Raw genomic sequence first — 12,905 nt, forward strand, 5'->3', positions numbered from 1 at the left:
AACTGCTCTTGTCATCGCCGCTGCCTTCACGATCCCAATGAAACTGCACCTTGACCCGGCCATGCCGGTCGCAGTGAATTTCCTGATCTTTCGGGCCAGTAACCACTGCAGTCTGACTGCCGAATATTCTCGGTTTGGGATGATGCAGAGGCGGGCGATACAAGGCCTGCCAGGGAGTAGCGAAAAAGGTATTGCGATAGCCCTGTTGAAAGTTATCAGGGCTCTGGATTTTATGTGCGGACTCTTCAAGAACCTGAGGCTGGCGACCTTCGTGACGCACCTCCGTGAGCAACCACAGAGCATTCCACTCCTTGTTGGGGTGTCCATCCAATGGCAGAAAATGACCGCTGACCAGCCGAGGCTGATCGCTTTGACCTTCGCCCAGCCGGTAATCATGGCGGTGGCGTTCAAGGGCTCGATTCGCCCGTTGCAGACCCTGATCACGGTGGGTGAAACCGCCGGGGTAGTCATAGTCCTCAAGATCAGGCTGCGTCTTGATATCCGCTGAACTTTCCATCTTCAGAAGGGGTTTTTCAAAGTGGTAATCGCGGCGAGTGGTGCGATTGGCGCGGGTTTCCAGGCGCAGCTTGAAACGCTTGATGACCGGCTCATCGGCCACCAGGCCATTGTCATGGCGATAGATCACCGAATCGAGTTTAGGAAACACCATCTGGTTATCGCCAAACACCAGTTGATGCGCTGTGGGGCTGTGTTCGAAGTGATAGTGCAGACCTTCCTCTTCGCACAGTCTCTGGACGAAATGCAGATCCGACTCGTTGTACTGCACGCAGTATTCCCGTTTGGCGTATGTGGTGCCGAGTTTGAAGCGGTAGTCATTGGTCAGCAGGTGATGTTCTTTCAGTACCTGCGCAATGATCTGCTGCACGGTGCGATTCTGGAAAATACGCTGATTGGTGCGATGCCCGAGCCGGGCCAGATGCGGGCGCAGGGTGATCGAGTAGTGCGTGAGGCGTGTGCCGGAGTCGCCTTGGGATACCTGATCAATCAAGCCGTGAATGCCCCCACCGTCAGGCACGAACTGCAGAAATGCAGGACGATTCAGCAGGTCTTCAAGGTCCAGCGCCGTGCGCTCGCTGACCAGCTCAAGCGTAAAGCAGAAGGGCTGGTTGATGGCCTCATGGCCGGTAAATGAAAGGATTTGAAAGTCATGCTCAAGGCCGTCGACGCTCAGGCTGAAGTAAGGTCGATCAGCGGGGTTCAGCGTCATATGGACCACCGTGCCTAGCCGGTTTATGAAAACCCCGCCGATCCTGTCGGACCGACGGAGCAGTGGAGTTATGCCGACTTTGGGCTTCTCCAGTCATCAGATCCGGTAGTGTTGGCCTTTACGTGATCCCAGATTATTTTGCGATAGCTGAATTGAACGTCCTCGAGGTGTCCAAAGTGCGAGTTCTTCGGATCCTGGCAGTTGTGCATGTAAGACTTGATGTTGACGATGACCGCATCCTCAAGGGTGGTGGTGTAATAGTGTTCCTGCTTGCCATCGATAGACGTCCGGTACCACTTGATTTCGACTTTGCTCAGTGTTGAGCCCGAACAAAGGGCTTCCAGAAGCAATGGCGAGGTTTTGTCAAAAATTTTTGTGACACAAGCAGACCCATGAATGCGTTGGCCAGCAGGCTGGCCTGACTGCGTATCACAGGGTGTAATAATGTTATGGCTGAAAGCCTGGATTATTGCTTCATCTTCATGGCCTTCCTGATAGACGTTGCCAACAGAGTCTGCTGTGAAAGCTCTTGCTGTCAGCGTTTTTTGATTGGCGTCTATGACAGTCATATAGGCGGGTGTAGGCATTAACGTTCTTCCTTACAGTCGATGGTACCTCACAAGCGAATCGGCTTGGAGATCGAAGCATGGCTATAACAAGTTACGTGCCAGGTATCTCTTAAGTCAGTAATGTCAGCTGGTTTGGCCATTTGCAGGATATGCAGAAGACGCTTGTAGTGAGTTTTCTTCGAGTAAATTGTGCAAGCTTTTGCGCACCGTTATCATTTTTTTGCGCAGCTTTCCAAGCTGCTATCTGAAAATATTAATATTTTCATATCTGGTCTTTCTGTGTGGAAAGTCACATTTTTCGCACGTTCTCCTGACAAGTTTTTTGGCCGTTCAGTAGTCCCTTTCGGTGAATTTTAGACCGAATACATCTGTGAGTTCTGATATGCATATAGCTGCGTATCGGTCAATGGATAATTAAAGCTATAAATATTTTGGTACATAAATTAATTGCTTCCTACATATTTGCTCTGCTCGGGTGTAAGAATTTTCCGAAAGTTTAATATCTTTCAGGTGTCACCTTGCTTGCTGGTTTTTATGACGATAAGGTTTGCCTGGTTTTATGAGTGGCTGGAAAAGCTTTTCACAATGAAGTGTACGCTATGTGGGGTGTATGATCAGTGGCAGGTAAAGACAAGCTCTCCATTCTATATCTGGATCTGGCTCGGCACCCTGTAGCGGCGGACGATTACGCAGGCGAAGACATTCGTTTTTCTACGATGTTTGAAGTCCTGGAGCGTGAGCTGGGCTGTACGCAGGCCGTTTTCGGGGAAGTGAATGTAGACTGGCTGCGGATCAGAGAGGGCTGTGAACATATTCTTTCAAACCAGTCCAAAGACCTGCGCGTCGCTAGCTGGCTGGCCTGGGCTCTATATGAATGCGAGTCTGTCAGCGGATTAGCTGCGGGCCTGGGGTTGATTCATTATTTGTGCAAAGAGCGTTGGCTGCTCTTTCATCCCAGAAAGTTACGAACACGTTCGGCGAGCATGCAATGGCTCTTGCTGAAACTTGAAAAGGCACTGGGAGAAGATATTTCCATTACTCACCAGCTTCCTGAGTTCCAGCAACTGCTCAGGCAGCTTGATGGCCTGGATGAAATATTTAATCTGTATCTGGGAAGTGATGCCCCGTTGCTGCTGCCGTTGCGAAGACGGCTCGCCCGTATGATTCAGCGTGCTGAGCAGGTCGAGAAAGAGCCTGTCAAGGTGGTGGAGCGCGTCAAGCAGGCTGCGGTTCAGTTATTTTCAAGTGACTCCGACATTGACAACGAGAGAGATGCGCAGCGGGCTTTAAGTATGCAAGAGAACTCCGTACGCAGCCTTTGCAGATGGTGGCTCAAGCAAAAAACTACAGATCTGCGGGCTTTTCGCCTTGGTCGCTCGCAGGTCTGGTATGCGGTGGATAGTCTTCCTGAAAGAAATAGTGAGAAAATAACGCAGTTAAGGAGATTGCCCGCTGACAAACTAAGTAATTACCAAGAGCGATTCGAACAGGGCCTTTACGCAGACCTCATTGTAGACCTTGAAGCAAGTCTTGCAGGCTCGCCTTTTTGGTTTGATGGTCAGCGAATGGTCTGGAACTGTCTGAAAGCCTTGGGTGGCGAAGCGGCAATGCGCGAGGTGGAGGTTCAATTTGCTTTACTTTTAAAGCGCATTCCAGACCTTGTTGAACTTCGCTTTCACGATGGTGTGCCGTTTGCAGACGTGGAGACGTTACAGTGGATCGCCGCTCATATCCTGGTTCCTGAAGTTCATGTCAGTAATGCGCGTGGCAGCGAAAGTCAGCATGACGCCTTAGAACAAAGCTCGTTGTATCACGATGCACTGCCGGTTTTGCAGAAAAAAGGACTGAAGGCCGCTGTGCGATTGGTGAATGATCATTTGAAAGGCGTGGAGGGCGGGCGAGAGCGATTTTTCTGCAAGCTATGCATCGCACGTCTCTGTATAGATGCAAAAAAATACGAGTTGGCGAAGGTTCAACTTGAGCACCTTGATCAAGAACTTCAAACAGCAAGCTTGCCGGTATGGGAACCCACGGTCTTCCTGGATGTGTCGCGCTTGTTATACAGCTGTTACGAGCGCATTGCTCTGAACGAAAAGGCAGTAGCGCGCAAAGAAGTAATTTACCAGAGGTTGTGTCATCACGACCTTGAGCGGTTTATTGATAGCTAATGCACAGTTGAATGAATTGAGGGGAAATGAGATGGCCAGAGAAGGCTCTGTAGCGCCCAAAGAACGGATTAACGTGACGTTCAAACCTGCTGTTGGTGGCGCACAGGAAGAAATAGAGCTGCCGCTGAAGTTGCTGGTTCTTGGCGATTTCATACAACGCGCGGACGAGCGAAAGCTTGAGGACCGTAAATCAATCAGTATCGACAAGAATAATTTCGATGATGTATTGGCGAAACAGGAGCTTGAACTGGTACTGAATATACCTGACCGCTTGCAGGCTGATAGCGGGGCTGACGAGCTGACTGTCAGCATCAAGGTCTCTTCGATGAAAGACTTCAACCCTGCCAGTCTCGTCGAACAGATTCCGGAGCTTAAAAAGCTGATGGAGCTCCGCAACGCCCTAATGGCGCTCAAGGGGCCGCTGGGGAACATGCCTTCTTTTCGCAAGGCCATCGAGCATGTCATTACGGATGAAACATCGCGTAAGAACGTGCTGGATGAGCTTGGCCTGGATGTCGCGTCGCAACGGTAATGTCGGATTTATTGTCAGGAATTAATATATGAACACAAAAGCCATACCGCAGCGCGACGCAAATGAGCTTCATCATGGAATTCTCGATCAGATTATTGCGCATACCCGATTAGAGCCTTTTGACGACGCCTATGGCATTGCCAAACGAGGGGTGGCTGCATTTATTGAAGAGTTGCTGAAGCCGCGTAATAACAACGAACCGGTCAAAAAAGCGCTGGTTGACCGGATGATTACCGAGATTGACGTCAAGCTGAGTCGCCAGATGGACGAGATCATCCATCATGTAGAATTTCAGGCATTGGAAGCTTCATGGCGTGGGTTGCAGTTACTGATTGATCGAACCGATTTTCGTGAAAATATAAAAATCGAGTTATTAAGCGTTTCCAAACAGGATCTTCTAGAGGATTTCGAAGATTCACCTGAAGTGGTTCAGTCGGGCCTCTATAAACACGTCTACACCGCTGAGTACGGCCAGTTTGGCGGTAATCCCGTTGGCGCAATCATCGCCAATTATTTCTTCTCGCCAAGCGCCCCTGATGTCAAGACCATGCAATACGTTTCAAGCGTTGCCTGCATGGCGCATGCACCTTTCATCGCTGCCGCGGGTGCCAATTTTTTCGGGCTTGAGCAGTTCACCGGTCTGCCTGACCTCAAGGATCTGAGCGATCATTTCGAAGGCCCGCAGTTCGCCAAATGGCAGAGCTTCAGGCAGCAAGAGGATGCTCGGTATCTTGCCTTGACGGTGCCGCGTTTCCTGCTGCGCAGTCCTTACGAGCCAGCGGAAAACCCGGTGAAAACGTTTGCCTACAAGGAAAACGTCGCGAATAGCCACGAGCACTATCTATGGGGAAATACGGCCTATACATTTGCGACGAAGCTGACAGACAGTTTTGCCAAATTTCGTTGGTGTCCCAACATCATCGGGCCACTGAGTGGTGGTGCGGTGGAAGACCTTCCCTTGCACCGGTTCCACAGCATGGGTGAAATCGAGACAAAGATTCCGACGGAGGTCCTGGTCTCTGATCGCCGAGAGTATGAACTCGCAGAAGAGGGGTTTATCGCGCTGACCATGCGCAAAGGAAGCGATAACGCCGCGTTCTTTTCCGCGAGTTCGGTGCAAAAGCCCAAGTTCTTTGGCAACCATTCGGAAGGCAAAATAGCCGAGCTTAATTACAGGCTGGGGACCCAACTGCCCTACATGATGATTGTCAACCGCCTCGCGCACTACCTCAAGGTGTTGCAGCGAGAGCAGATCGGGTCCTGGAAAGAGCGAGCGGATCTGGAGAGTCAACTTAATAAATGGATTCGCCAGTACATTGCAGATCAGGAAAACCCGAGCGCGGAAGTGCGAGGAAGACGCCCGTTACGCTCAGCGCAAATTATTGTTAGCGACGTTGAAGGTGATCCAGGCTGGTACCGTGTCAGTTTGAATATCCGTCCTCATTTCAAATATATGGGGGCTGATTTTACTCTGTCGCTGGTCGGGAAAATGGAAAAGGAATAGGTAACGCCATGAGAGGCCTCGGTAGTCTTTTTGAACGCCTTGCCGAAGTGAGGTTACAGCCGCCAGGCTTTTCTGAGGAAGAACAGTTAACGGCATCGGTAGCGACACATTTGTCGAACATGCTTGGCGCTCGTGCAGGAAGCGTGAAAATGCTACCTGATTATGGCTTGCCTGACTTGAATGACATGAGCATGAGCGCTCACGATATATTGAGGCAATCCCGAGTGGCGATCGAGAAAGCTGTCAGGCTCTATGAGCCCCGCTTGTCAGAGGTTTACGTCATGTCTGAAGGGCACTCGGAAGATAGGCTGACACTGCAATTTTTTATTGATGCAATTTTAAAAGCTGACGGCATTAAAAAGGCTGTTCGGTTTTCCGCAACTGTCAGCGAAGCCGGAAGGGTAAGGGTGAGTTGACTATGCCAAGTGATTCTCGCGAATCGGTTGTTTCCTGTTTCTTTACATAAACTCCGATTCATTCATAAAACAAGATCCGGCGGGTGAGCATTGTCATTTAACCATTACTATCAAGAGGAACTGATGGCCCTGCGTCAGTCGGGCCGGCAGTTTTCTGATCGCAATCCGGCATTGGCTTCTTTTTTGGGGCAGGCAGGTCAGGATCCCGACGTTGAGCGGTTGCTTGAAGGGTTTGCTTTCCTGACGGGTCGTTTGCGTCAAAAACTCGATGATGATCTGCCTGAGTTGACTCATTCGCTTATGCAATTGTTATGGCCCAATTATATGCGACCGATGCCGGCAGTGAGCATGTTGCAATTCGATCCGTTGATGGCTGTAGGGCCTGGTATAAGGGTCGAGCGCGATACCCCGGTAGAAAGTGAGCCCGTGAAGGGGCAGGTCTGTCAATTTCGTACCTGTTTTCCAACCGATATTCTTCCACTGAAGTTGGTAAATGTTTCCTACTCGGCCAGCGCGGAGGCGACGACTTTGACGTTGTGTCTGGAGATGACAGGTGACGGGCACCTGGGGGCGCTGGAGCTGAATAGGCTACGCCTGCACTTTGCAGGCGATCGTGCTATTAGCCAAGCGCTGTATCTTGGCCTCATGCGCAAACTTAAAAGCGTTAAGTTATTACTGTTGGATGAACAGGGCAAGCCGCTTCTGAATGGGGATGGCAAATCATATGAACTGAGCATTTCTGCAGATCAAGTACAGCCAGTGGGCTTTGCAGAAGATGAGTCATTGATCCCTTATCCGCTGAACACTTTTCGCGGTTATCGCTACCTGCAAGAGTATTTTTGCTTTCCGGAGAAATTCCTTTTTTCTGATATTGGCGGTCTCCAGATCATCACATCAGTGAGTGAAGATGTATTGAAAGTTGCTCGTGGCTTTCAGCTGATCTTTGAAATGCATGGCGAGGATATGCTGCACCTTCGGCCGAAGGTTGAACATATAAAATTATATTGCACACCCGTGGTCAACTTGTTCAAACAGGATGCACTCCCCATTTTGGCCGACGCACGACAGGATGAGTATCTGCTGATTCCTGCGCACTACGGTCATGGCAAGTGCGGGGTTTACTCGGTTGATACCGTCACCGGATGGCAGCCAGGAGGCAGGGGATATCAGAACTATGTGCCCTTTGAGTCCTTCGAACATGATCCGGCCGTCGATGTGCAGAGCAACGCCCCTTATTACAGCGTGCGTCATCGTGACTCCGTAGCGCATGGAGGGCTGGATACTTACCTGAGTTTCGATGCGCGTGGCGACCGAGACAACGAAACGATCTCGATTGGATTGACCTGCACCAACCATAATCTTCCACAGCAGATCAGGGCCGGCGGGATATGCAAGCCGTGCGAAGGCACTCCAGACTTCCTGCGGTTCAGAAATATTACACCAGCAACTAAAAGCTATGCGCCGCCGATTGGACGTGACTTTCTATGGCGCGTCATTAGTAACATGTCGCTGAATTATCTGTCTCTGGCAAGTATCGAAGCGTTAAAAGTCATTATCGAAACCTATGACTTGCCGCGTTATTACGACAAGCAAGCGGAGAAGGTCAGTCAGCATTTGTTAAGTGGGCTGAAATCGATACGTCACCAGCACGTTGATCGCTTGCATGATGGCCGGCCGGTGCGAGGCATTAAAACCGAGCTGCTCATTGCCCCTGGCGCGCTTGCAGACGAAGCCAGTCTGTTTCTGTTTGCTTCAGTCCTAAACGAATTCTTTGCGCTTTATGCCAGTTTGAATTCTTTCCATGAACTGCATGTAAAAACCGCTCAGGGAGGTGCTTACGAATGGACGCCACGCATGGGGCAGCAGCCGCTGCTCTGACTACGCTCAGTCAGCATATACGGGAATATTCCGTGTATCAGGCGATACCTTTGATCCTCGGGGTTTTACGTGAAGTTCACCCGGATGCCGATGATGAGCAACTGCATGCTTTTCTTGAATTAAGGGCAAATCCCAGTCTTGGATTTCCGTGTAGCGACATAGAACGTCTGGATTTTTTTCATGAGCACACTGACCTGTATGTCCGGTTGTACCTCAACGTGATGAGCCTGGTTGGGTCCGGTTCACCGCTGCCGGCTTTCTATGCCGAGCAGGCGTTGGGGGAACGGGACAAGCCTAATGCCACTCGGGATTTCCTGGATATTTTTAATCATCGCCTGCAAAAACTGATGTTGCCTGTCTGGCGCAAGTACCGCTATCACGCGGTGTTCGCCAGTGGCGCAACCGATCCTTTTTCCGAACATCTCTTTGCATTGATCGGTTTACATGGCGCGCGCATTCGAGAAACAACCGAGTTGAACTGGAAGCGGCTGTTGCCCTATCTGGGGCTCTTGAGCCTGCGTGCTCATTCTGCCGCGTTGATCGAGTCGGTGCTTCGTTACTACTTCAAGCATGCCCGGATGTTCATCGAACAATGTGTCGAGCGAACGGTTGAGATCAGTCGTGCTCAGCTCAATTGCCTTGGCAAAGCCAACAACCAGCCAGGGCGGAATATGGTGCTGGGTGTTCGTGTTCCAGATCGGAGTGGCAAGTTTCGTATTCATATAAAACAGCTTGATTGGGAGCGCTTCCACGAATTTCTACCCACCGGCCGGAGTTACCAACCGTTGGGCGCACTTGTGCGGTTCACGTTGCGCGATCCACTGGATTACGACGTTTGTCTCGAGCTTCTGAATTCGGATATCAGGGATCTGCGCATTGGCCAATCGAACACCTGTCACCTGGGTTGGACCAGTTGGCTCGGGCGTGAGCATGCCCAGGGGCTTGTGACGTTCAACAGACCGACCAATAAGGACTATTCATGATCGATGTAGACCTGCAGCAGCTCGTCAGAGCCCTTGATGCCCCTACACGCAGCGAGCTTGAGGGGGCCGCCGAACGTTGTGTTTCCAGAGGCAGTAGTAAAATTTCGGTTGAGGATCTACTGGTTGCCCTGCTGGAACGGCCTGATGGAATGCTTGCGCGTGCGCTGCTGGAGGCCGATGTTGCAGCTGACGAATTTGCAGGCTTCCTTCGCCAGCCGATCGAGCAAAGTGCAATCCGTAACCCGGTATTCTCTGCCGAGCTTGTTCAGTGGCTTCAAGACGCGCTGTTGATTTCCAATCTGGATTTGGGCGAAAGCCTCATTGACCAGGCTGCGTTGATTCTTGCCTTGCTGCGCAATCCTTCGCGCTATGCGGACCGTCCATACCAGCCGTTATTGGGCAGGATCAACATTGAACGCTTTCGCGATTACGCCCTTGCCCAGCAATCACCGGGCGTAGCAAAGCCAGCCCTGAATCAAAGTGAATCGCTACTTGCACGTTTCACTCATAACCTGACGCAGCAGGCCCGAGAGGGTTTGCTGGATCCCGTACTATGTCGTGATGACTGCTTGCGCCAGATGGTCGACATACTGGCTCGTCGACGCAAGAACAATCCGATTGTGGTGGGCGAGGCGGGTGTCGGCAAAACCGCAGTTGTCGAGGGACTGGCGCTGCGGATCGTTCATGGTGAAGTGCCTGATCTGTTGAAGAATGTCGAGCTACTGTCGCTGGATATGGGGTTGCTCCAGGCGGGCGCCAGTATCAAGGGTGAGTTCGAGCGTCGTTTGAAGGGGGTCATTGAGGAAGTCCAGTCTTCACTCAGGCCTGTCATTCTGTTCATTGACGAAGCCCACACGCTCATCGGGGCCGGTGTTCAGGCCGGAGGGTCGGATGCGGCCAACCTGTTGAAGCCTGCGCTGGCACGCGGGGAGCTGCGTACCATTGCAGCGACAACGTGGGCCGAATACAGACAATATTTCGAAAAGGATCCGGCGCTTGCACGTCGCTTTCAATCGGTCCGCGTAATGGAACCCACGGTGGAGCAGGCCATCACCATTCTGCGTGGGCTCGCGCCGTTATATGAACGCAGTCATGGCGTCTATCTGCGCGATGACGCTGTGGTTGCCGCTGCCCGGCTTTCGGCCCGCTACCTTTCCGGGCGTCAGTTGCCGGACAAGGCAGTTGACCTGCTCGATACAGCGTGTGCTCGTGTGCGAATCGGTCTGGTTGCCGTGCCTGAACGTCTTGAGCATCTGCGAGGTGAACTTGCTCGGCAACGAAGGCATTTTGAGGCATTACAGCGTGATGCCACTGCCGGGTTGTCGGTTGATGAAAGCTTGCTGGTTACGCTGGTTTCTGACCTGTCACGGATGCAGAGCGAGGCAGATGAGCTTGAGTACAGGTGGGCCAATCAACTCGCAGCCGTCAAGCGGCTCATTGGTCTACGCAGTCAACTGGCTGACCGAAAAGTACAGCAGGCAGGCGAGGGGAGCGACTCTCAATACACGCACGCGCTGGAGTCCGAGTTGACTGAAGTCCGGCAGGCTCTGATCGATACGCAAGTGGACGAGCGTCTGGTGAGCTTTGAAGTGTGCCCCAGACTGATCGCAGAAGTGGTGAGTGCCTGGACTGGAATTCCGGTATCGCGATTGGCTCAGGAGCACAGTGAACGGATTGACCGCTTCTCTTCGGAGCTACGTTTGCGCATCAGGGGACAGGAGCAGGCGATGCAGGCGATTGAAAAATCGGTGAGGGCATCGGCTGCCGGTTTGAATACACCCGGTGCTCCAACCGGAGTATTCCTTTTGGTCGGCCCAAGCGGTGTCGGCAAGACCGAAACAGCTATTGTTCTGGCTGACCTGCTGTATGGCGGCGAGCGTTTTCTCACGACGATCAACATGTCCGAATTTCAGGAGAAACACACCGTTTCCCGTTTGATCGGCGCACCGCCGGGCTACGTCGGTTATGGCGAGGGAGGCATGTTGACTGACGCTGTTCGACAGAAGCCTTACTCGGTGATTCTACTTGATGAGGTGGAGAAGGCGGACCCGGATGTACTGAATCTGTTCTATCAGATCTTCGATAAAGGCGTAGCCAACGACGGAGAGGGCCGGGAAATCAATTTTCGCAACACGCTCATTCTGATGACCTCCAACCTCGGCGCCGAGGTGATCCATGCCAACTGCCACGAGAGCACGCTCCCGGATGCCAAACAGCTGGCGATGCGCCTAGAGCCAGTACTCAGCGCACATTTCAAACCGGCATTGCTGGCCAGAATGCGCGTTGTGCCTTACTACCCCATCACGGGTGTAGCGCTTCGTGAACTGGTCGAACTAAAGCTGAGTCGCCTTGGAGAGAGACTTGAATCCCGTGCTCTCACCTTCAGCTACTCGCAGAGTCTGGTTTGTCATCTGCTTGAGCATTGCACACAAAGCGACAGCGGCGCCCGACTGATCGATCAGTTACTCGAGTCCTCCCTGACCCCGTTGATAGCGGACCATTTGCTCAGTGCCATGAGCAGTGGTAAAGCCTTATGCAGGGTTCATGCGGCGCTGGACAGCTCAGGCGGAATTGTCTGTGAATTCGAATAACTATGGGTTTACAGGACGTAGCGCTGCCCTGGGCCGAACAACCCATCTTCTGGGCAAGATTCTCGACAGCACCTGCACTGTATTGCTCACTGGCGAGACCGGAACGGGCAAGGAGGTCGTGTCTCGCGCTATCCACGAGCATGGACCTCGCCGCTCCAACGCATTTGTTGTGCAGAATTGTGCTGCGTTTCCCGAAGCTCTTCTGGAAAGCGAGCTGTTTGGCTATTGCAGGGGCGCGTTTACCGGCGCTGATCGTGATCGACCTGGCCTGTTCGACATTGCTCATGGCGGTACGCTTTTACTCGACGAAATTGGCGATATGCCAATGCTGCTGCAAGCAAAGCTACTGCGGGTGTTACAGGAGGGAGAGATTCGGCCGCTGGGCGCCAACAAGGTTCGCAAGGTCGATGTGCGAATCATTGCTGCTACTCATCGCGATTTGCCAAAGCTCATTGCAGAAGGGCGTTTTCGTGAAGACCTTTACTACCGTCTGGCGCAGTTTCCCATTGAGCTTCCTCCGCTTCGTCAGCGCGTGGGTGATATAGAAATATTGGCCCGGCATTTTTCCGACAAGGCATGCCTGCACTCACAACGAGATCTGGTGCAATGGTCGCAGGCTGCATTGAGAGCTTTATCGGGATACGCCTTTCCGGGCAACGTTCGGCAGTTGAAGGGGTTCGTCGAGCGCGCAGTGTTGTTATGCGATGACGGTGAGTTGAAGCTGGAACACTTTCCCATCCCCGCCAACCCGATAAGCAATCCGGCTTGCCTTTCGCTACGTGAGCGCATCGAACAGTTCGAACGCGACGTACTGCTTGAGTGTTTGCGCGATTGTAACGGCAACCGGAGTCGTGCAGCACGCACTCTCGGAGTGTCACGACGCACGCTGCTTTATCGCCTGGCGCATTTGAAGATCGGTGCTGCTCACGGACGACCTGATTAACTGCCGAATCACCACGATTGCCTAACTCATTATCTGGGACTTTTTTCAATGAACGTTCATTGTCGGTGCTCTGCGCCTTTTATGCTTGCTGCG

9 protein-coding genes and 1 pseudogene are annotated in these 12,905 nt (G+C 52.2%); 8 read left to right on the forward strand and 2 right to left on the reverse strand.

Features of this window, described 5'->3' with window-relative positions; all coding sequences use genetic code 11:
- On the reverse strand, window positions 1-1,228 hold a 1,228-nt coding region (tssI, locus tag RYC18_RS24805), incomplete at its 3' end, for a type VI secretion system tip protein TssI/VgrG (protein ID WP_316886969.1).
- Between the two features lie 68 nt (window positions 1,229-1,296).
- On the reverse strand, window positions 1,297-1,815 hold the full coding sequence (locus RYC18_RS24810) for an Hcp family type VI secretion system effector (protein ID WP_005777755.1): 519 nt from the start codon (window positions 1,813-1,815) through the stop codon (window positions 1,297-1,299).
- A 599-nt stretch (window positions 1,816-2,414) separates the two neighbouring features.
- Between RYC18_RS24810 and tssA the strand changes: the two genes are divergently transcribed.
- From tssA to RYC18_RS24850, 8 genes and pseudogenes are all read left to right on the forward strand, one after another.
- Window positions 2,415-3,965 (forward strand): type VI secretion system protein TssA, encoded by a 1,551-nt coding sequence (gene tssA / locus RYC18_RS24815; RefSeq protein WP_016981947.1) that lies wholly within the window; start codon window positions 2,415-2,417, stop codon window positions 3,963-3,965.
- A 31-nt stretch (window positions 3,966-3,996) separates the two neighbouring features.
- Window positions 3,997-4,497 carry a type VI secretion system contractile sheath small subunit gene (gene tssB, locus RYC18_RS24820; protein WP_002553522.1) on the forward strand — a complete coding sequence of 167 codons (501 nt, stop codon included), beginning with the start codon at window positions 3,997-3,999 and terminating at the stop codon, window positions 4,495-4,497.
- A 28-nt stretch (window positions 4,498-4,525) separates the two neighbouring features.
- Entirely contained in the window at window positions 4,526-6,001 is a 1,476-nt protein-coding gene (tssC, locus tag RYC18_RS24825) for a type VI secretion system contractile sheath large subunit (protein WP_016981948.1), read from the forward strand.
- Window positions 6,002-6,009: 8 nt separating this feature from the next.
- The gene (gene tssE, locus RYC18_RS24830) at window positions 6,010-6,417 is read left to right on the forward strand and encodes a type VI secretion system baseplate subunit TssE (RefSeq protein WP_016981949.1); all 408 of its coding nucleotides are present in this window, start codon (window positions 6,010-6,012) and stop codon (window positions 6,415-6,417) included.
- A gap of 90 nt (window positions 6,418-6,507) precedes the next feature.
- Complete coding sequence (gene tssF, locus RYC18_RS24835; RefSeq protein WP_044293270.1) at window positions 6,508-8,295, forward strand: type VI secretion system baseplate subunit TssF; 1,788 nt, start codon at window positions 6,508-6,510, stop codon at window positions 8,293-8,295.
- Window positions 8,259-9,278, forward strand: a complete 1,020-nt coding sequence (gene tssG, locus RYC18_RS24840) for a type VI secretion system baseplate subunit TssG (RefSeq protein ID WP_044293272.1) — start codon at window positions 8,259-8,261, stop codon at window positions 9,276-9,278. The genes tssF and tssG overlap by 37 nt, the downstream gene beginning before the upstream one ends.
- Complete coding sequence (gene tssH / locus RYC18_RS24845) at window positions 9,275-11,869, forward strand: type VI secretion system ATPase TssH (protein WP_016981952.1); 2,595 nt, start codon at window positions 9,275-9,277, stop codon at window positions 11,867-11,869. Before tssG ends, tssH begins: the two co-directional genes overlap by 4 nt.
- A gap of 1 nt (window position 11,870) precedes the next feature.
- A pseudogene (locus tag RYC18_RS24850) lies at window positions 11,871-12,812 on the forward strand (sigma-54 interaction domain-containing protein); the annotation flags it as partial.
- Between the last annotated feature and the right edge of the window lie 93 nt (window positions 12,813-12,905).

It is taken from the genome of Pseudomonas syringae group sp. 247E2 (assembly GCF_032587795.1).
Classification (GTDB): domain Bacteria; phylum Pseudomonadota; class Gammaproteobacteria; order Pseudomonadales; family Pseudomonadaceae; genus Aquipseudomonas; species Aquipseudomonas amygdali.

What these genes read in the sequence shown, in the direction of transcription:
- RYC18_RS24810 (WP_005777755.1), bottom strand. Translation starts at nt 1,815, where the DNA reads ATGCCTACACCCGCCTATATGACTGTCATAGACGCCAATCAAAAAACG.
- tssG (WP_044293272.1), top strand. Translation starts at nt 8,259, where the DNA reads ATGGACGCCACGCATGGGGCAGCAGCCGCTGCTCTGACTACGCTCAGT.
- tssB (WP_002553522.1), top strand. Translation starts at nt 3,997, where the DNA reads ATGGCCAGAGAAGGCTCTGTAGCGCCCAAAGAACGGATTAACGTGACG.
- tssH (WP_016981952.1), top strand. Translation starts at nt 9,275, where the DNA reads ATGATCGATGTAGACCTGCAGCAGCTCGTCAGAGCCCTTGATGCCCCT.
- tssC (WP_016981948.1), top strand. Translation starts at nt 4,526, where the DNA reads ATGAACACAAAAGCCATACCGCAGCGCGACGCAAATGAGCTTCATCAT.
- tssE (WP_016981949.1), top strand. Translation starts at nt 6,010, where the DNA reads ATGAGAGGCCTCGGTAGTCTTTTTGAACGCCTTGCCGAAGTGAGGTTA.